Origin of the sequence: Emticicia sp. C21, from assembly GCF_003418935.1 — a bacterium.
Lineage (GTDB): Bacteria > Bacteroidota > Bacteroidia > Cytophagales > Spirosomataceae > Emticicia.
In genome coordinates this window covers 570,778-590,214 of sequence record NZ_QVMT01000002.1, presented here as the reverse complement: position 1 = coordinate 590,214, position 19,437 = coordinate 570,778, and the positions used below count along the sequence as shown (strand labels likewise).

General features: G+C 40.0%; 18 protein-coding genes. 16 read left to right on the top strand and 2 right to left on the bottom strand.

What is annotated here, in order from left to right; translation table 11 throughout:
* Window positions 1-68: 68 nt before the first annotated feature.
* The 12 genes from D0T08_RS07270 to D0T08_RS07215 all read left to right on the top strand — a co-directional run bounded on the left by D0T08_RS07270 (window position 69) and on the right by D0T08_RS07215 (window position 13,164).
* On the top strand, window positions 69-836 hold the full coding sequence (locus tag D0T08_RS07270; RefSeq protein ID WP_116981931.1) for a DeoR/GlpR family DNA-binding transcription regulator: 768 nt from the start codon (window positions 69-71) through the stop codon (window positions 834-836).
* 116 nt (window positions 837-952) lie between these two features.
* On the top strand, window positions 953-1,240 hold the full coding sequence (locus tag D0T08_RS07265; protein ID WP_116981930.1) for a hypothetical protein: 288 nt from the start codon (window positions 953-955) through the stop codon (window positions 1,238-1,240).
* 40 nt (window positions 1,241-1,280) lie between these two features.
* Window positions 1,281-2,675 carry an L-fucose/L-arabinose isomerase family protein gene (locus D0T08_RS07260; protein WP_116981929.1) on the top strand — a complete coding sequence of 465 codons (1,395 nt, stop codon included), beginning with the start codon at window positions 1,281-1,283 and terminating at the stop codon, window positions 2,673-2,675.
* A 124-nt stretch (window positions 2,676-2,799) separates the two neighbouring features.
* Entirely contained in the window at window positions 2,800-3,606 is an 807-nt protein-coding gene (locus D0T08_RS07255; protein WP_116981928.1) for a transketolase, read from the top strand.
* 17 nt (window positions 3,607-3,623) lie between these two features.
* Window positions 3,624-4,577 (top strand): transketolase family protein, encoded by a 954-nt coding sequence (locus D0T08_RS07250; protein WP_116981927.1) that lies wholly within the window; start codon window positions 3,624-3,626, stop codon window positions 4,575-4,577.
* Window positions 4,578-4,581: 4 nt separating this feature from the next.
* Window positions 4,582-6,198, top strand: a complete 1,617-nt coding sequence (locus D0T08_RS07245) for a DUF5060 domain-containing protein (protein ID WP_116981926.1) — start codon at window positions 4,582-4,584, stop codon at window positions 6,196-6,198.
* A 6-nt stretch (window positions 6,199-6,204) separates the two neighbouring features.
* On the top strand, window positions 6,205-7,605 hold the full coding sequence (locus D0T08_RS07240; protein ID WP_116981925.1) for a DUF1593 domain-containing protein: 1,401 nt from the start codon (window positions 6,205-6,207) through the stop codon (window positions 7,603-7,605).
* A gap of 5 nt (window positions 7,606-7,610) precedes the next feature.
* Window positions 7,611-8,528, top strand: a complete 918-nt coding sequence (locus D0T08_RS07235; RefSeq protein WP_116981924.1) for a D-ribose ABC transporter substrate-binding protein — start codon at window positions 7,611-7,613, stop codon at window positions 8,526-8,528.
* A gap of 12 nt (window positions 8,529-8,540) precedes the next feature.
* Window positions 8,541-9,146, top strand: a complete 606-nt coding sequence (locus D0T08_RS07230; protein ID WP_116981923.1) for a DUF2291 family protein — start codon at window positions 8,541-8,543, stop codon at window positions 9,144-9,146.
* 10 nt (window positions 9,147-9,156) lie between these two features.
* Window positions 9,157-10,641 carry a sugar ABC transporter ATP-binding protein gene (locus D0T08_RS07225; protein WP_116981922.1) on the top strand — a complete coding sequence of 495 codons (1,485 nt, stop codon included), beginning with the start codon at window positions 9,157-9,159 and terminating at the stop codon, window positions 10,639-10,641.
* A gap of 21 nt (window positions 10,642-10,662) precedes the next feature.
* Complete coding sequence (locus tag D0T08_RS07220) at window positions 10,663-11,622, top strand: ABC transporter permease (RefSeq protein WP_116981921.1); 960 nt, start codon at window positions 10,663-10,665, stop codon at window positions 11,620-11,622.
* 51 nt (window positions 11,623-11,673) lie between these two features.
* Complete coding sequence (locus D0T08_RS07215) at window positions 11,674-13,164, top strand: glycerol kinase GlpK (RefSeq protein WP_116981920.1); 1,491 nt, start codon at window positions 11,674-11,676, stop codon at window positions 13,162-13,164.
* A 476-nt stretch (window positions 13,165-13,640) separates the two neighbouring features.
* On the opposite strand, the gene D0T08_RS07210 is transcribed toward D0T08_RS07215, so the two are convergent.
* Window positions 13,641-14,105: a DUF1772 domain-containing protein gene (locus D0T08_RS07210; protein WP_116981919.1), complete on the bottom strand. Its 465-nt coding sequence runs from the start codon at window positions 14,103-14,105 to the stop codon at window positions 13,641-13,643.
* 63 nt (window positions 14,106-14,168) lie between these two features.
* On the bottom strand, window positions 14,169-14,849 hold the full coding sequence (locus D0T08_RS07205) for a cupin domain-containing protein (RefSeq protein WP_116981918.1): 681 nt from the start codon (window positions 14,847-14,849) through the stop codon (window positions 14,169-14,171).
* A 483-nt stretch (window positions 14,850-15,332) separates the two neighbouring features.
* Between D0T08_RS07205 and D0T08_RS07200 the strand changes: the two genes are divergently transcribed.
* The 4 genes from D0T08_RS07200 (at window position 15,333) to D0T08_RS07185 (ending at window position 19,436) form a co-directional block, all read left to right on the top strand.
* A complete protein-coding gene (locus D0T08_RS07200) occupies window positions 15,333-16,604 on the top strand; it encodes an OmpA family protein (protein ID WP_116981917.1) in 1,272 nt (423 codons plus the stop codon).
* Window positions 16,605-16,615: 11 nt separating this feature from the next.
* A complete protein-coding gene (locus D0T08_RS07195) occupies window positions 16,616-17,362 on the top strand; it encodes a carboxypeptidase-like regulatory domain-containing protein (protein WP_116981916.1) in 747 nt (248 codons plus the stop codon).
* Between the two features lie 50 nt (window positions 17,363-17,412).
* On the top strand, window positions 17,413-18,261 hold the full coding sequence (locus D0T08_RS07190; RefSeq protein WP_116981915.1) for a hypothetical protein: 849 nt from the start codon (window positions 17,413-17,415) through the stop codon (window positions 18,259-18,261).
* Window positions 18,262-18,401: 140 nt separating this feature from the next.
* A complete protein-coding gene (locus D0T08_RS07185) occupies window positions 18,402-19,436 on the top strand; it encodes a sensor histidine kinase (protein WP_116981914.1) in 1,035 nt (344 codons plus the stop codon).
* Window position 19,437 lies beyond the last annotated feature (1 nt).

Here is a 19,437-nt window from a genome sequence, read left to right as displayed (position 1 = left end):
AAAATGAATTTTAAATATGTAAATTGCTGATTATTCATTTATCAACATTTAATATTCATTCGTAAACTATGCTACCAAATCAGCGGAGAGATAGAATTTTAGAATTATTGCGTGAAGATGGCTCAGCCAAAGTAGCAGATCTGGCTCGCCTCTTTAAAGTAACAGAAGTAACCATCCGGCAGGATTTAGAGAAACTCGAAGCCGAAGATCTCATCATAAAAGAACACGGTGGAGCATACCTTAAAAACGTTGAAGACCAGGTGCGGAGCTTTTCTTTAGTGCATCAGGATAATCTGGATAAAAAAGAAGTAATCGCCCAGAAATGTCTGGAGTTTATCGAAACAGGAGATACCATTATTCTGGATTCGGGCAGTACAACCACCGAGATTGCCAAAAAGATAAAGACCTCTGGTATTAAAAGCTTAACAGTTATTACCAATGCGCTGAATATAGCCCTGATGCTCGGCACAGAGCCAAGTATAGAAGTAATCATGACAGGCGGAGAGTTCAAACCTCCTACCCTCTCATTAACCGGACAAAAAGCGGCCGATTTTTTTAAGGGACTGAATGTACAGAAGCTATTCCTGGCAACTGCAGGCATCTCACTGAAATCTGGTTTAACCTACCCGAGCATCAGCGACTTGGTGGTAAAAAAAGCCATGATTGATGCCGCAGAGGTTACCTATCTGGTGGCGGATAGCACCAAAATTGGTAAAAGTGCCTTAGCGAGTCTGGGTGCCTTAGGCTTAATAGATTATATCATTACCGATGCCGGAATAGAAGAAAAACACAAAGATGTTTTCAGAGAAAATGAGATTGAGGTAATTATTGCATAAATAGAGAATATGAACGAATCTACAAATGATTTGCGAGTAAATATCAAATATGGATTTACTCATAGCCAACTTGCCAGTGAAATTTTTGATTTAATAGAGACCAATTTAGAAACCCTTTGCCTGATTCTGTAATATCCCAATTAGTACAAAAGAAGTTTGAATTAAGCAACGAAGATAGTGAATTCGCAGTTGGGAGAGTTTATGGTGGAATATTTAGAGGAATTACTAAAAATGGTTTTAATAAACCAAAAGAGGATAACGACCCTCTCGCATATTTTTCGTTTAATAAAGTGATTGATTCATATAAAATCAAAACAGCTTGGTGGGATATTTTTGCAAGCAAAACTATAGAAAGAAATAAATGGGATGATTTCTATGATAAAGTCTGGCGAAGTAATAGTTAAGGCTAAAAAATGTTTGTCTTACAATTAATTAAAATTAAAAATGACACTTGGAATCATCATCGGAAACAGAGATTTTTTTCCTGATAGTTTAGTAGAAAAAGCAAGAACCGAAATCATTGATGTTTTTGCTAAACTGAACCTGAAACCTATTCTGGTAGATAGCAACGAAACAAAGCTCGGAGGAGTGGAGACTTTTAAAGAAGCACAGAAATGTGCCGAATTATTCAAAGCCCATCGGGAGGAAATCACCGGAATACTGGTTCTACTACCCAACTTTGGTGATGAAAAAGGTGTGGCGGATACCCTTAAGTTAGCCGGATTGAATGTTCCTGTACTGATTCAGGCATACCCGGACGACCTCAATAAGATGAACGTGGTGAATCGCCGCGATTCATGGTGTGGTAAGATTTCGGTTTGTAATAACCTTTATCAATATGGCATTAAATATACTTTGACGAGCCAGCATGTGAGTTTGCCATCTAGTGAAACTTTTCAGAAAGACTTGTTGGATTTTGTAGCCGTTTGCCGGGTAGTAAAAGGCCTGAAAAATGTGAGAATCGGGGCAATTGGTGCAAGGCCTGGTGCTTTTAATACGGTTCGTTATTCAGAGAAAATACTTCAAAGAAATGGCATTACCGTAACGACTTTCGACTTATCAGAAATCTTAGGAAGAGCCAATAAACTGGCAACTGACGATACTAAAGTAAAACAACATCTGGAATCTATCAATGCCTATGCGCCTAAAGGTAGGACACCCAACGAAGCCATGCTACAGATTGCCCGATTAGATGTGGTTTTGAAGGAGATAATGGAAGAAAATGTACTGGATGCAACAGCCATTCAATGCTGGACTTCCCTTCAACAAAACTATGGCTGCAATGTATGTACAAGCATGAGTATCATGTCAGAAAATATGTTACCTAGTGCTTGCGAAGTAGATGTGACTGGTACGCTTTCGATGTATGCCATGCAATTGGCCTCAGGCTCACCAAGCGCTTTGGTAGACTGGAATAATAATTATGCCGACGATGAAAACAAGTGTGTATTGTTTCATTGCGGCAACTGGGCAAAGTCGTTCTTACCGGATATTGAAATTAGCAATGCACCGATTTTAGGCACTACAGTAGGTGTTGAAAATACTTACGGCGCATTAGACGGCCGCACCCCTGCCATGCCTTTGACTTATGGACGTATCAGTACCGACGACCCTAAAGGAGTCATCAAAGCTTATATAGGAGAAGGTGAGCTGACCAACGACCCTCTGAACACTTTCGGGAATCGGGCAGTTGCACAAATCCCTGATTTACAAGGACTCATGAAATATGTTTGTAGAAACGGTTTCGAACACCATGTAGTAATGAATGCTTCAAAAACTGCCAGCATCCTGGAAGAAGCATTGGGCAACTATATGGGATGGGAGATTTACAAGCATTAATAGAAGGCAGAGAAATATTGCAATATATCCACGTAGAGACAGGGCAATGCCCTGTCTCTACCACCAAACCGGCACTTTCTAAAAAACGTTTAATTTTAAAAATGCCGTCCAAAAAGCCAAAGAAATGGAAATCAAAGCATTACAAGAGAAATCAAAGCTCTACAGAAGAAACATTCTGAAATACATTTACAATGCCAAAGCCGGGCACACGGGTGGGAGTTTGTCGGTCATTGATATTCTCAATGTGCTGTATAATAGAATCATGAATGTCTCGCCTGAAAACTTTGATTCCAATCTGCGCGACAGGTATGTGCAGAGCAAAGGACATTGCGTAGAAGCACTCTATGTAGTGCTGGCAGACAAAGGCTTTTTTCCGGAAGAAGATTTATTGACCTTATGTAAATACCAGTCACCATATATCGGTCACCCGACCAAAAAAATCAGAGGAATAGAACAGAATACGGGTGGCTTGGGGCATGGTTTATCTATCTGTTGCGGCAATGCACTGATGGCCAAGAAAGATAAGTCTCCGGTAAGAGTTTTTACAATATTAGGTGATGGTGAAATGGCCGAAGGCTCAAACTGGGAAGCATTTATGTTTGCCGCACATTATAAATTAGATAATCTCTGCGCCATATTGGATTACAATAAATTACAGATTACCGCCCCCAATGCAGAAGTAATGGGTCTTGAACCACTGGATAAAAAACTGGAAGCTTTTGGCTGGGCAGTAAGACAGATTGATGGCAACGACATTGAGGCGCTGACACAAACTTTAGAGAGCCTCCCATTTGAACAAGGCAAACCCTCATTTGTGATTGCCCATACTACTAAAGGAAAAGGTATAAGTTATATGGAAAATGTACTGAAATGGCACCACGGCGTACCAACTGCTGAGCAGTATGAAATGGCTTTAACAGAGTTAAATTAAGCAGTTTGACCGGAATTATGAATTATACAATCAATAAAGCAAATCTGGAGGTTTTCTCAGAAACGTTACAGTCTCTGGCTGAACAGGATTCCGATATTTATGTGGTAACAAGCGATTCTCGTGGCTCTGGTAAATTGGTGCCTTACGGACAGCGTTTCCCTGAGCAAATTGTAGAAATAGGCATTGCTGAACAAAATCTGGTAGGCATAGCAGCGGGTATAGCCAGTATGGGTAAAAAAGCCTTTGCGGTTTCCCCGGCATGTTTCCTGACAGCAAGGGCATTAGAGCAAATCAAAAATGACGTTTGCTATTCTGACAATCCGGTTAAATTGATTGGTATTTCGGCGGGTGTCAGTTATGGTGCCTTGGGCAGTACGCACCATAGTTTACATGATTACGCTGTGCTTCGCGCCATCAATAATATTACGATTGTTTCCCCCTCAGATAATTTCGAAACTGAGCAGACCATTCGTCAGGCTGCAGAAATGACAAGTCCGGTTTATATCCGTTTCGGCAAGAAAAATATGCCCGACTCATTGAGTGGTGAAGCTGGCAGGGATTTTAAAATAGGTAAAGGCCGAATTATTAAAGAGGGCAAAGATTTGACATTTATAGCTACGGGTGAAGCGGTTCTCCCATGTGCAAAAGCGGCGGAGGTTTTAGAAAAAGAGCATGGCATTTCTTGTACCGTCGTGAGCATGCACACTATTAAGCCTTTAGATAGCACTTTAATTTTGAATATTGCAGCCAATGGCAAACCCATTATTACAGTAGAAGAACATTCGGTGAATGGCGGATTAGGCGAAGCGGTTGCTTCATTGCTTTTCCAGAACGGCTCTCGTAACCCGTTCAAAATTGTGGGATTACCGGATGACCATACCGTTTCAGGTTCACAGGTGGAGATATTTGAACATTATGGCATATCAGAGAAAGGTTTAACAAATACAGTTTTAACATTGACCAAAAGTTAAATTGATGTCCAGATACAATATTTCCCTATTCACCTCATTCATTTGCTTTTTTTCAAGCAGCATTGCTCTTTTTTCTCAACAGAAAATTGAGCAATGGAATAGGTTTGAGTTTATACTAGAAAATACTTCTGGCAAAAATACTTTTTCAGATAATGCCTTATCGGCTACGTTTACTCATAAAGATACTTCAATTACTATTGCTGGTTTTTATGATGGCGATAACAGATATATTATCCGGTTTATGCCCGAAAATACGGGTACATGGCAATACAAAACCAGTAGTTCATTAGCTGCACTGAACAACAAAAAAGGCGAATTTCAATGTGTAAAAGCAGGTGTGAAAAACCACGGAATTGTGAGGGTTTCTCAAACCTATCATTTCAAATATGCTGATAGCACTGTTTATTTTCCATTAGGAACAACTGCCTATGCCTGGACACATATGGCTAATGATGTTCAGGAACAAACCCTGAAATCTTTACAGAATTCAGGGTTCAATAAAATCCGGATGTGCGTGTTTCCTAAAAACTATGAACTGGTAAAAGAAGAACCTTCGGTGTATCCCTACTTTATTAAAGAAGTGAAAAAAGACACTAAAGGAAACGAAGTAAAAGTTTGGGATTATACTCAGTTCAACCCTGTCTTTTTCAGGCATTTAGAAAAACGTATCGATGATTTGCAGGCATTGGGTATTGAAGCCGATTTAATCCTTTTTCATCCATACGACAAAGGCAGATGGGGATTTGACGAAATGCCAATGGAGGCTAATCTGAATTATATTAAATATTTAGTGGCTCGCCTGGCTTCTTTCCGCAATGTCTGGTGGTCGTTGGCTAACGAATATGATTATGTGAAAAGTAAAACAGATAAAGACTGGGACACCCTGATTAAAGCAGTTACGAAAGCCGATCCTTACCATCATCTCTGCTCCATTCATGGCAGCACGGCCAAATACTTTAATTATCAGATGCCTGAAATTACTCATACTTCTATTCAGGATGAATCGCCTGTGATAAACTGGGGTGGAGCGGCCATTGTTCGGAGCATTTATCCAAAACCTATCATTTTTGACGAGGTGGGTTATGAAGGCAATTTAAAGTCCCGTTGGGGAAGATATAGCGGCGAAGAAATGAATCACTTGATATGGATGGGATTGATTGGTGGTACTTATGTGACTCACGGCGAATCTTTTATGTTTAAAGACCTCCGCGACACTATTTTTTGGGCAAAGGGCGGAAAATTTAAAGGCAATAGCTGGAAAAGAGCCGGATTTATCAGAAAGATAGTCTCAGAAACCGGCCCATTAGAAATGGCCGACGTAAGCCGGGACTTCAAAACCGCTACTAATGGAAAAGGCGCTTATCTTATCTATTTCGGTAAAGAAATCAACGAAACATGGTCGTTCAACCTACCACATAAAAATGCCAGTTTCGAACGACCTAAGGCAGGTATGAAATACAAAGTGGAAGTAATTGATACATGGGATATGTCTGTCTCACCCGTCGATTTAGTTTTTTTTACTAATGAGCCAAACGATTACCGGATTCTGGATAAAGATAATCAGAAAGTCAGACTGCCGTTGAAACCCTATATCGCCCTAAAAATTACTGAAATACCCTGACAAACCATGAGAAACAGAATTATTGGTTATTTACTATGCTTCCTGGCCTGCCAATTGAGTTATGCACAGAATCCACGAGTATTTGTGCTGACAGATATTGAAAATGAGCCGGATGATGCCATGTCTTACGTGCGTTTCCTGACCTATGCCAATCAGTTCGACATAGAGGGTCTGGTAGCAACCACCTCATGCTGGCAACGCACTAAAACTGCCGAGTGGCGCTTACACGAAATTACAGATGCCTACGGAAAAGTAAGAGACAATCTTGAAATACATGAAAAAGGTTATCCTACTGAAGCATACATTCACTCTATCATTAAAAAAGGCTTACCTGTTTTTGGTAAAGAAGGTCTGGGTGAAGGCAAAGATTCAGAAGGCTCTGAATGGCTTGTGAAAAGCATGCTGAAAAACGATGCCCGACCTTTGTATATTCAAGCATGGGGAGGTACAAATGTATTAGCACAAGCGCTTTTCAAACTACAAAAGACACAGAAGCAAGCTGACGTTAATCGAATTGTAAAAAAATTAAGAGTTTATACAATCTCTGATCAGGATGATACAGGCCCTTGGATAAGAAAAAATTTTCCTGATTTATTCTATATCGTTAGCCCGGGTTATGAAGAAAATGGCGGAGGACAATACCACTTTGCTACCTGGACGGGTATTTCTGGTGATATTTTTCATGGACGCTTTACAGGGGCAGATACTACCATCGTTCGTAATAAATATTTGGACCAGCACGTCCGCCAGAATCATGGACCATTAGGTGAGAAATATCCGAAAATAGATTTTTTAATGGAAGGTGATAGCCCAGCATTTATGGGATTAATTAAAAATGGTTTAAATGACCCTGAAAATCCGAATTATGGCGGCTGGGGAGGTAGATACGAATTGTATATCCCCCAATTCAAAAAGTATATGTATGAGCCGGAAACCCGCCCTATCTGGACAGATACGCAGGATGAAGTATATAGCGATATCACCAAGTCTTACCATACGGGTAATCAGGCTACTATCTGGCGATGGAGAAAGGCCTTTCAGAACGATTTCTTTGCCAGGATGGACTGGTGCGTAGCCAAAACCTATAAAGAAGCCAATCATCCGCCAGTAGTTTCTTTGGGTCACGAAAATAATATCACAGTAAAATCAGGAGTACCTGTAACCTTATCAGGCAAAGCAACTGACCCTGACAATAATGAGCTGACTTATAACTGGCTCTTTTACAAAGAAGTAGGTAGCCTGACTGCCAGCCGATTTGTACTAAATAATCCTACCAGGCAGGAAATCACTTTTACAGCGCCCAAAGTCACAGAGCCCAAAACTATGCATTTTATATTGGAAGTAACCGATAACGGCAAGCCTAATCTTACCCGTTATCAAAGAGTAATCGTCAACGTTACACCCTGAAGCGTATGAAAAAAGTCATTTTCCTACTCGCTATGCTGAGTCTGGCGAGTATCTCCTGTAGAGAGAAAAATTCCGGAAAACCTAAAATAGCCGTAGTTATCTCTACGCTTAATAACCCATGGTTTGTGGTCTTAGCAGAGTCAGCAGCCGAAAACGCTAGAAAACTAGGCTATGAAGCCAAGATTTTCGATTCACAGAATAATCCTGCTACTGAGTCAGATAATTTTGAAAATCTGATTTCTTCTGGCTTTGATGCCGTTCTTTTTAACCCAACTGATGCCGATGGTTCTATTGCCAATGTACTCAAAGCAAAGGCTGCAGGTATTCCGGTGTTCTGTATGGACAGAGAAATCAATGCCGATAACGCTGCTACCAGTCAGATACTTTCCGATAATTATTCGGGTTGTGTGGAGATCGGAGTAACTTTCGTAAAAGCTTTGAAAGAAAAAGGAAATTACGCTGAAATCATTGGACTAGTAGGTGATAATAATACCTGGGCAAGATCTGGAGGCTTTCACTCAGTAGTAGATAAATTCCCAAACTTGAAGATGGTAGCCCAACAAAGCGGTGATTTCGACCGCAACAAAGCCATGGAAGTACTAGAAACCATCATGCAGGCACACCCCGATATTGACGCTGTTTTTTGTGGTAATGATGCAATGGCCATGGGTGCTTACCAGGCACTTCAATCAGCAGGCAAGGCAGATAAAGTAAAGGTATTTGGCTTTGATGGAGCATCTGATGTAGTTGAGAAAATAAAGGAAAAGAAAATTGTGGCAACAGGCATGCAATACCCGAAAGTAATGGCAAAAACCGCCGCCCAGTATGCTGATGAATATTTTAAAGGCAAACGGGATTTCCCGCAAAGAGTACCAGTAGAAGTAGAATTGGTAACAATGGCAAATGCAGTCAATTATCAATAATAATCGAGCATTATGAAGAAAGGCATATTTATCCTTATTCTGTTGATTCTTGGCTATAACTCAGTTTATTTCAGAAAACTGAGCGAGGTACGGAATCAGAAACAAAGCAGTTTCAATTTTAAAGCTTTTGCTGACTCACTCTATTATCAGGGTATTCTCAAAAGCAATCATGCGGTTGAGCTTTCGCAACTAATGTCATCGGCACAATCGAATGCGGACTCTGCATTTAAAGCTTATGGCAATCGCTTAGGTATTGGTAATTCTGCTTACTTCATGATAAAAGGCGAAGGAAAAGTGATAGAAAAAGAGGAAAGTGGATTGAAAGTAGTCACCGATAATAATATAGTATTCTTTGTCGACACAAAATATATCTTTGGCAATGCTATCAGAGATGCTTCGGATTTAGTTAAGTTAACAGATTTTAAAACCAATGCTGATTTTAACAAGCTTTCTGAAGAATTGAATACTATCATCCGGGAAAAGTCCATTCCGCAAGATTTGAAAAGTATTCATGTTGGTGATAAAATAACGGTGCATGGAGCCACTAAACTAAGTAAGCAACAAGATAAATCGCTTGTATTAAATATTCTACCAGTTAAAATCTCAAAATCAGAATAACAATCTACTCGTGCTAAAGGCCATTAACATATCTAAATCTTTTCCGGGCGTAAAGGCGCTTAACGAGGTAAACCTGACTTTTTACCCGTCGAAAGTGAATGCTATCTTGGGCGAAAACGGGGCAGGAAAATCTACCCTTCTGAAAATACTGACGGGTGTTTATACAGATTATGAAGGCGAGATTTTGTTGAATGGTCAGCCTGTAAAATTCAAAAGCATCAAAGATGCGCAACAAGCCGGGATTGCCATCATTCATCAGGAATTAAATCTGATTCCCGCATTGAATATTGTAGAGAATCTATTCCTTGGGCAGGAAATAAGAAATAACTGGGGTTTATTAGATACTCCAAAAATGACTCAGATTACCAAAGAATTACTCGCTAAATTAGAATTAAATGTTTCGCCCAATACTTTGGTGCAAAACCTGAAAGTAGGCGAACAACAACTCATTGAAATTGCCAAAGCTCTTTTGGCTGATGCACAGGTAATTCTAATGGATGAGCCAACATCAGCACTAAGCGATAAAGAAATAGAAAATCTGCACCGAATCATTGCCGGTTTAAAGAAAGAGGGCAAGACCATTGTCTATATCTCCCACAAGATGGACGAGCTATTCAAAATAGCAGAGACATATACCGTCATGAGGGATGGGAATAGCATCGATGCCGGAGAAATGAGCCAGACCACCGAGCAGGATTTAATCAGAAAAATGGTAGGCAGAGAGGTGTTGATTCAGAAAAAACAAGGCAATACCAATATTACAAAAGACTTATTAAGCATAAGAAATTTCACCTTACCCCATCCCACGCTAAAAAACAGAAACCTGCTTGATAACATATCTTTTAACCTAAAAGAAGGTGAAATACTGGGTATTTTTGGCTTAATGGGCGCAGGCAGAACTGAATTACTGGAAACTATCTTTGGGCTGAATGTTACAAAAGTGCAAGGGACTATATCTATCGATAATCGTGAAGTCAGCATCAAATCACCGAAAGATGCAATTAAGCATGGAATGGCTTTTGTAACAGAAGACCGGAAAACCGAGGGTCTGGTATTAGGAATGAATGTTGCCTCAAACATCAGCCTGACTACTTTACCTGAAAACAGTCTTCTGAACGAAAAATCAGAGAAACAGCTTGCTAAAGACTATATTTCAACCTTAGCTATTAAAACGCCGTCGGCCCAGCAATTATGTGTGAATTTAAGTGGGGGAAATCAGCAGAAAGTGGTATTGGCAAAATGGTTGGCAACCAATCCCAGGATTTTAATGCTTGATGAACCCACCCGGGGTATAGACATCAATGCGAAAAATGAGATTTACGAAATCATTAAAAAACTGGCAAGCGAAGGCAAAAGCATTATTATAGTGTCTTCAGAAATCCCTGAATTACTGGCGTTAGCAGATAGAATATTGGTGATGTCGGAAGGAAAGTTGAAAGCAGAGTTTTCGGCTGATGAAGCAAATGAGGACAAACTATTGAAAGCCGCTATTTAAAAAAACTATTCACTCAAATAGATGAATAAAGAACTATTAAAGAAATCACAATCATTGATAGCACTCTTTGTGTTATGCCTGGCCATTAGTATCTTATCAGATAAATTCCTGACCGCCAATAATTTGTGGAATGTTCTCCGGCAAATATCTGTCAATGTATGCATTTCAGTGGGCATGACCCTGGTTGTTTTAACTGCGGGCATTGACCTATCCGTAGGTTCGGTATTGGCTTTCACCTCCGCCGTTTGTGCCGGATTATTAACAAAAGGCATTGCGATTGAACCCTTCGATTTATTGATTGGCTTTACTACTTTAGGCGGCATATTAGCAGCCCTGCTTATAGGTTTGTTAATTGGCATTTTCAATGGCTGGGTTATTACCCGGTTTTCTCTCCCACCCTTTGTCGTAACATTGGCCATGCTCACTATCGCTCGCGGAGCAACCATGCTTTATACAGAAGGTATGCCTATTTCAAATCTGGGTGCAAGCTTTGAGTTTATAGGTTCTGGTTGGCTGATTGGCATCCCGGTACCTGTCTGGATTTCATTGGTTGTAGTGGCGATAGTGGTGTTTATCAGTAAAAAAACTACTTTCGGCCGTTATATATATGCTATTGGCGGGAATGAGAAAGCCGCGTTTCTATCAGGTATCAATATTAATAATATCAAACTGGCCGTCTATGGAATTGCCGGCATGATGGCTGCTGTTGGAGGTGTATTAGTCAGTTCACGACTTAATTCTGCCCAACCCAATGCAGGAACCAGTTATGAATTAGACTCTATTGCAGCCGTAGTAATAGGCGGCACTTCCCTGTCTGGAGGTATAGGCTCTGTAACTGGTACAGTCATTGGCGCAACTATTATAGGTGTTTTAAATAATGGCTTGGTTCTTTTAAATGTATCGCCATTCTGGCAACAAGTGGTCAAAGGATTAGTGATTTTACTAGCCGTAATTATCGACCAGAAAAGCAAAAAGAAATAAACTAACCTAGTATTTATAACTCGATTGTACATCCCTTAATTTTAAGCTAAAATGTTCGTCCTTGCCATAGATCAGGGTACCAGTAGTACTAAAGCCATTGTTTTTGATCAAGCGGGTAATCCTGTGGCCTTTGGCCACGCTGATTTGCATACCGATTATTTCGGCAATGGTTTTGTAGAGCAAAACCCTGAAGGAATTTATCAGAATGTTTTAGATGCTGTAAATCTATGTATGGAAGATTTTGTGGCAAAAGGGTTTAGTGCCTCCGATATCGCCTCTTGTGGCATCACCAACCAAAGAGAAACTTTCATACTCTGGGATAAATCAGGTAAGCCCCTCGCACCCGCTGTAGTGTGGGCTTGTAAACGGTCAATTGATATCTGCCAAAAGTTAAAAGCCAATAATCAAGAGCCTTTGATTAAAGAAAAAACAGGACTAATAATCGACCCTTATTTTTCTGGCACTAAACTACTTTGGTTGATTGAAAATGATAAGGATTTACAGGATAAATTGACCAAAGGAGAGCTTTACTTCGGAACTGTAGACTGTTGGTTATTATATAAATTTACTGAAGGTAAATCATTTAAAACCGATTATACCAATGCTCACCGAACACTCCTTTTTAATATCAATACCCTTAACTGGGACGAGGAGATTCTGAAACTATGGGGTTTAGAAAAACTAAATCTGCCGGAAGTATGCCCGTCTTCATACGAATTTGGTATCTGGAATATTGAGTTTGAAACAACAAATTTATCCATAAGCATCAATGCCCTCATTGGTGATTCTCATGCAGCAACCTTTGGCGAGGGTTGTTTTGAGCAAGGCACTGCCAAGGTGACATTGGGTACAGGCAGTTCAATTATGATGAACATCGGAAACAAACCTGTAATTTCGTCAAATGGCATGCTAACCACCATTTGCTGGAGTGTTGAAAATAGAATTGACTACGCCCTTGAAGGTGCAATTGTGGCTTGCGGTTCTACCATCGAATGGCTCAAAAATGAACTCAATTTATTCAAAGATTCTTCAGAAACCGAAGCAATGGCCAATGCTATCCCAGACAATGCAGGTGTATATCTTATTCCTGCTTTTAGCGGTTTAGGTGGCCCTCACTGGCAAATGAACCGACGCGCATCCTTCGAAGGCATGACCTTTGGAACCAGCAAGAACCATATTGTAAGAGCAGCTTTGGAAAGTATCCCCTATCAGATTAAAGATGTGATTGAAGCCATGAGGCAGGATATAGGTACAGCCTTGCAATCTATTTCGGTGAATGGCGGTATTACCCGTAATCAATTTGTGATTCGCTTTTTAGTTGATTTATTAGGTATCCCTCTTAAAAAACAATCAAATGCTGATATTTCGGCCTTAGGTACCGCCTATCTCGCAGGTCTTAAGAGTGGTGTTTATGAAAGTATTGAACAATTGAAAAAACTCAATCAGGCAAAAACCGAAGAAATACAACCGAACCTATCAAATACCGATGTCCATATTGGTTATGACGGCTGGAAAAAATGGATAGAGGGTAGTAAAATTTAATAGAAAATAAGGAATACAATAAGTCATTTTCAAAATTTGAAAGTTTTAAAAAATTGATACCTATTCTATACATAAGAAAAAAGGTAGCCATGAATTTCTTCCTAACTACCTGATTCTCGGGTGGTAATGAACAAAATCGAACCTGATTAGAGTCCAAATCCTATATAAGCAACAATTGTTATGACTGGAATCGAATAAAAACCTGATAAATTAATTATAATTTAAAAAGTAATTTTTACACCAGGAATATCATACATTTTCACTTGCTTGAATCATAGAAATTACAGAGGGACTTTCAAGCCCTTCTCAACTGTTGGGACGGACACCACGCGGAAGCATTAGGATGGAGTTTTCCAAATAGTATTTGGCTAAAAATCTTTTTTAGCTGCCCCTTTCTAATGATGATGCCAGAAACCCTAAAACAAGCCATGATTGAGCAAACACTCAATAGATATGTCCGTCAATTTTACGCTCTACTATTTCGTTTTAGTAAGCCCTAAAAACGCTACAATCGCCAATACAATCAAAAAAGCCAACCGAACAAGGCTTAAGACTTCCCATTGCTTTGCCCGCTTTGTTAAAGAACTATCTATATTCTCTGAATAAGGAGTACCGGTTATGGCCATGAGTTCGGGGACAAAAAACATAAATGTGATAATCAATACTATTACATAACCAATGGTGGTTGTAAGCAGGTAAGCCTTACAGTCTGTTTTTCGGAATAAGATAATAGCAGTGGTCAGCAATAGCAGGGTAACAGGGTGTATAGTCATCCAAAAAGGAGCTGGATTTAACCCATATTTCCCCTGAAACATGCTTAACGAAGCAGGCGGAGCGGCGCTCCATCGAGGTACTACTCCCATATGTTCATAGATGGCGCCCCCTATTACAATAGCGAAAGAAAGACAGGCAAATGCGTAAATAATGTTCTTGAAGTCCATAATAAAATCATTGTTTTAAGAATAACCGTTTAAATGTATTTGTAATAATAGTTTTCCAACGCTTTATAGCTTTTCCCTTACTAACGGGTCGTAATTTTTATAATAGCTCCTGTATCCGAAAAGTCGTAGTGCTGGGGCCAATACAAAACCCATGGCTTTCTGAATAAACACGGGTGGTCCTTCTGCCACATAAGAGTCCAAACCGCTAGTTTGGAACATTGCCATCCGGAAAGCGATATCTGATGACTGTTCAAAAGCAGGGCGGCTGTCCATTGCACCATATACCTGTATAAGATTAAAGGCAAACTTTTCAGGAAAGGCAATCGGATTTTTGATACGTATTGTATCAGCCGTTTCGTTGTAGGGCCTATGCGGTGTACCTTTAGGAATGTTTAATACTTCACCTGGCCTGATTTTCTTTATTTCTCCATTCACCCACACCGTTAGTTCTCCATTTTCTATTTCAAACTTTTCGTCAAATTCAGTATGGATATGTTTGGGAGGCCCTCCGGCAAAGGGTTCTATCTCCAGTAAGCAATGTACAAACCCATCTTCCTGTTTCACAATAGTTTGCCGGAAACCCTCTGCTTTGCTATAAAATTCCTGTCCCGGTTTGAACCATCCGGCCACCGCCGGTTTTTCCTCCGGAAATACAATTCGGTGAAGTAAATTTCCTATGATTAAATAAGAACTCAGAAGTATCAGAAATACCATTGCTGTTTTTTTAATGATTTTAAATCGCATAAAATTTTTATTTAAAAAATAAGTGAAGAGATAAATTTTGGCTTAAGACTATTTGAATAGTCCTTTGCCTCTAATAAGCTTTGAAATCCACTATTGAGACTCCAACTATTAGTGATATTAATGTCCGGGAGGCGGTTGTGCCTTCACGCATATGGTGGCAATGAAACCGGTTAAAAAAAGAGAAACTTGCTTTAACATAATTTTGATTTTTGATGAATACCGGCGCAAGTTAGACCCGTTTATGCTGACGGACAATGAGGCGTGTAATGAAACGGAGAAATAAGCGACCGAAGTTTAGATAGTTCAGAATGAGGCCATTATCCTGAATTAAAAGCTCCAACACCACAAATTTCCTTATTTCTTAGAGCTATCAGCATTAATTCACCAGAACTGTTAATTCATGTAGTATTATCTCCGTTTGATACCAATCAGGCTTTTTTCTGCTTTCTAGTACTTCCATTTTTGCAGCAGAAAAACAAATAAATGATGATTAAGAAAATTTTTGTAATCCTGTTAGCAGCCTGTCAGGTAGTGGCGCAAACACAAGTAGATGGGTGGAACAATAAAGTCAATAATCAGATACACGCCCAAGCCCGAGCTGACCGGAAAATAGACAAGGGCATTGCTGAGACGCTTGACATGGCGAACCAACCCATAAAAAATAATGGCCTTGCCAATAAAAGAGTTGAAGAGACAGCTCTTACCGGAAAACAACTACAGGTGAAATATGATTTTATTCCGGGTGAAAAAGTGATTTACAGCAATGATTTTGCCACAGATAATATGGGAGAATTGCCCACCGGCTGGAACACCAATGGAACCGGCGCTGTGGTAAAGCTGAATAATTTTGATGGTAACTGGGTACAATTATATCAAAGCTCTGCTTACCTCACCGATAATAAAGCATCATTCACTGAAAACTTTACGGTTGAGTTTGATCTTGTACTGCACCGCACCAATCCCAGAGCGCCATTTCCTGAGTTTATCTGGGGTGTATTATCTTCAGGAAAGTTATCAACCATTGATAATGCCTTGCTGAAAAACTATATGGCCACTTTTGCTACAGAAATGAATATCCAGCCTTCCGAAAACAGCAATGCTTCTATTCATTTACAAACTTATGCCAACGGTACCTCCTATTTAAAAACCGATATTAAAAAACCGGTTGCCCGCCTGCAGGCATTTAATGAAAAAATTCATGTGGCCATGCAGGTACAGAAAGAAAGGCTTCGCATCTGGTTCAATGAAGAAAAACTGTATGATTTGCCAAAGGCAATGGTTGCCACTGCAAACATCAACCAACTCTATTTTATTGTGAAAAGATATGGCGGACCGGAAGCGGAAGTAGGCTATGCCATCAGCAACATCAAAATTGCAAAGGGTTTGCCGGACACAAGGCGTAAACTGCTTGATGAAGGAAGGTTCTCTACCACCGGCATAAGATTCAATGTAAATGCCCCTGTCTTGTTGCCGGATAGTCACGGCGTATTGCGCGAAATAGCCGCCATTCTTACCCAGAACCCGGAACTGAAAATAAATATCATCGGGCACACAGATAGTGATGGCGATCATGCAGCTAACCTGGAACTCTCAAAGAAAAGAGCCGCAGCAGTAAAGCAGGCGTTGGTGAACGATTACGGTATTGATGCCAACCGGATGAAGACCGAAGGAGCCGGAGAACAGATGCCTGTCAATGATAATACTACCAAAGAAGGCAAAGCCAATAACCGCAGAGTTGAATTTGTAAAACTTTAGATTTTTTATCCATGAAAACGAAAAAGATGTTTTTATTAATCCTGTTACAGGCCCTATTATTGACTGCCTGTACTAAAACAGAAGAACCACTACCCGATATCTCTACCAACACCAGTCCTGAAAAGGGAGTAATAAAAGGACGCATTACTGATAGTCAGGGAAATCCAATGGCAAACGCTCAGGTAGTAATTGAGCACACGGTGTATTATGCTAGCTACGTATACGCTACCAGTGATGCCAATGGATACTACAAAACCAATGTGCCCAATGGAAGTTGGAAAGCATCGGTTCAGATACAACGCAATTACCAGGGGCAGACCTATAAATTTAACCTGCACCCGGATAACGCTGAACCATTTGCAGGTAATACTGGTGCTGTCCGGAACTTTAGCTGGAAGCTAAGCGGTGCTAAACCCGAAGGGGGCTTTTATGGTAGCTACGTGGCGGTGTATCCTGAACCAGGGGCAGCGTTTTTAATGGAAGATGTAGAACTGACTTTGACACCTGAAGGTCCTTTGGCAGATGGTACTACCGGGAAAACTATTACCAAAAGCCTCACAGATATTGGTGGCGGAGAAGACGGCATTAAGGATGTACCGCTTGGAAAATATATCATAGCTGCCAGAAATAAAGCCAATAGTCAGCTTTTGCAAATAAGAATACGTAATACCGGCACCTACAACAATAAAGTCACCGGAATTTTCAAGTCCGGATATACAGGCAGTACCAGTTATCAGATAGTGGTACAAGTTAAATAAGAACCAAAATAAGCTGAATTTCAACTATTATAATCATAAAAAATAAACATATGAAACCTCAAAAAATACACCAACCCATTGCCATTATCAAAGCATCTGTCTTAATGATAGCCATAGTTCTTTTATCTCTGTTCATGGTTTCATTCACCGTGCATAAAAAAATAGCAGATGATTTTTTAAAACAGTTAGGTATCAGCAAAGCCGATGCAAATGATAAAATAACCAATAGCCTGCTGGGAGGTTACCTGGATGCTTATGGTGTAAAAAATATCAGAAGTACTGCCCTCGGAAACCGGACCACTCTTACTAATAACCTATTGGCATATACGAAACAATATACAAACAGTTCAGACTTTATTAAAGAATACAATGCTTTGCGCGAACAGAAGAAACCGGTCATGTATGTAGTAGAAACACCTGAAGAAATGCAACAGGGAATCATTACCAATACAAAGAAAAGCATGGCAGATGTGGAGCAGAGTCTGAAAAAAGCGGATGCTTCGATGAAACCTGTGTTTGAAAAAGTACTGGAATCTATCCGCAAACAATTGCAACAGGCAGAAGACCCTAATAATAAGGCCATTGCAGGCTACAGAAAAGGCTACCCGTCATTGGTAAAAAACAGGGATGATACTTACGCAAAAGCTATTGCAGATTGGGAAACGAAATATCCAGCCCAACATCAGCAGTTTATAAAGCAGCGTCTGTTAAGATTCATGGAAGAAACTAAAGACATCAATTTTGAGGCTGAACTATACGAAAAGAAAGGCATCAGATATTTTACGGATAAAAACTATGAAAGTAAAAGTATGTACTGGAAAATGGCTTTCCGCGCCGGCAAAGAAGTAGTAGAACCTGCCAGAACTTTCGTTCGTGAGTGGATACAATCCATACAATAGTGGAGCAGATAGGAGCTCTGGGGAAGCGTATATAATCGTAGGGGTATTTCAAACAGCTATTTCTACGCTTCAAAACAAGATTTTGCAGCTTAACACCCTGTATTATTCGCATGAAGTGTATTTTTTGCGATATTTGAGTTATGCAGCCCAAACTTCAAACCAGAACAGCCTTATTATTGATGGCAGTATTACTTCCGCCCACAGTGGTGGTAATTAATTACTTCATTTTAGGCAGCGTATATTTTTCCAGCCTTAAAAATTTTGGTGTGGCTTCAACTGTTGCATTTTTTATCGTGGTTGGTATATGGATTTTGCAAGGCAGGCTGGCCGGAAAGATGCTGCAGATGTATCCTTCGTACCAAGATACCCTGAAAAGAGTGGTACTTTTCTCGATTATAAACCTGCTTATTGTGACCATGATTGTTACATTGATGTGTCTGGCGTTTGATCTGCTTAATATACTAAACTACGAGTTTACTGTTAAAACCTGGCTAAGTGGTCTTATGGCAGGAGCTATCTGCACCATTGTTAACCAGGCAGTTTACGAAACAAACACCTCTTTTAGTCGTATCGAAGCCTCACAACTGGAGACAGAGCAGTTGAAAAAAGCGCAATTACAGACCCAGTTTGATTTGCTGAAAGAACAGGTAAACCCCCATTTTTTGTTTAACAGTTTAAACTCGCTCTCTTCGCTCATTGCTACACATCCCGATAAAGCTGAGGAGTTTGTAGAAGAAATGAGCCGGGTGTATCGTTACCTGCTACGCAGCAACGAAGAGCAGCTAACAACCCTGCAAAAGGAAATAGACTTTATTAAGTCGTATAATATGTTATTAACGACCCGTTTTGGCATAGGTTTCCAGCCAGTGATAAGAATTGAAGAAAAAATGAAGGACTGGCTATTGCCGCCTATGACATTACAGTTGCTGGTGGAGAATGCGGTAAAACATAATATTGTTGATCCGGATACACCACTAAAAGTGCAACTGTATACGCAGGACGAAAAACTTGTAGTGAGTAATAACCTGCAAAAGAAAAACAAAACAGTGGTGTCAAACAAAGTCGGACTGAGTAATATCCTATCAAAATACGAGTTGCTGAATTACCCCGAAGTGGAAATTAAAGAAACAGTTGATGAATTTATAGTGGTATTGCCACTGATTAAAAATATGTAAT

What these genes read in the sequence shown, in the direction of transcription:
- D0T08_RS07270 (WP_116981931.1), top strand. Translation starts at nt 69, where the DNA reads ATGCTACCAAATCAGCGGAGAGATAGAATTTTAGAATTATTGCGTGAA.
- D0T08_RS07260 (WP_116981929.1), top strand. Translation starts at nt 1,281, where the DNA reads ATGACACTTGGAATCATCATCGGAAACAGAGATTTTTTTCCTGATAGT.
- D0T08_RS07255 (WP_116981928.1), top strand. Translation starts at nt 2,800, where the DNA reads ATGGAAATCAAAGCATTACAAGAGAAATCAAAGCTCTACAGAAGAAAC.
- D0T08_RS07250 (WP_116981927.1), top strand. Translation starts at nt 3,624, where the DNA reads ATGAATTATACAATCAATAAAGCAAATCTGGAGGTTTTCTCAGAAACG.
- D0T08_RS07245 (WP_116981926.1), top strand. Translation starts at nt 4,582, where the DNA reads ATGTCCAGATACAATATTTCCCTATTCACCTCATTCATTTGCTTTTTT.
- D0T08_RS07240 (WP_116981925.1), top strand. Translation starts at nt 6,205, where the DNA reads ATGAGAAACAGAATTATTGGTTATTTACTATGCTTCCTGGCCTGCCAA.
- D0T08_RS07235 (WP_116981924.1), top strand. Translation starts at nt 7,611, where the DNA reads ATGAAAAAAGTCATTTTCCTACTCGCTATGCTGAGTCTGGCGAGTATC.
- D0T08_RS07230 (WP_116981923.1), top strand. Translation starts at nt 8,541, where the DNA reads ATGAAGAAAGGCATATTTATCCTTATTCTGTTGATTCTTGGCTATAAC.
- D0T08_RS07220 (WP_116981921.1), top strand. Translation starts at nt 10,663, where the DNA reads ATGAATAAAGAACTATTAAAGAAATCACAATCATTGATAGCACTCTTT.
- D0T08_RS07215 (WP_116981920.1), top strand. Translation starts at nt 11,674, where the DNA reads ATGTTCGTCCTTGCCATAGATCAGGGTACCAGTAGTACTAAAGCCATT.
- D0T08_RS07210 (WP_116981919.1), bottom strand. Translation starts at nt 14,105, where the DNA reads ATGGACTTCAAGAACATTATTTACGCATTTGCCTGTCTTTCTTTCGCT.
- D0T08_RS07205 (WP_116981918.1), bottom strand. Translation starts at nt 14,849, where the DNA reads ATGCGATTTAAAATCATTAAAAAAACAGCAATGGTATTTCTGATACTT.
- D0T08_RS07200 (WP_116981917.1), top strand. Translation starts at nt 15,333, where the DNA reads ATGATGATTAAGAAAATTTTTGTAATCCTGTTAGCAGCCTGTCAGGTA.
- D0T08_RS07195 (WP_116981916.1), top strand. Translation starts at nt 16,616, where the DNA reads ATGAAAACGAAAAAGATGTTTTTATTAATCCTGTTACAGGCCCTATTA.
- D0T08_RS07190 (WP_116981915.1), top strand. Translation starts at nt 17,413, where the DNA reads ATGAAACCTCAAAAAATACACCAACCCATTGCCATTATCAAAGCATCT.
- D0T08_RS07185 (WP_116981914.1), top strand. Translation starts at nt 18,402, where the DNA reads ATGCAGCCCAAACTTCAAACCAGAACAGCCTTATTATTGATGGCAGTA.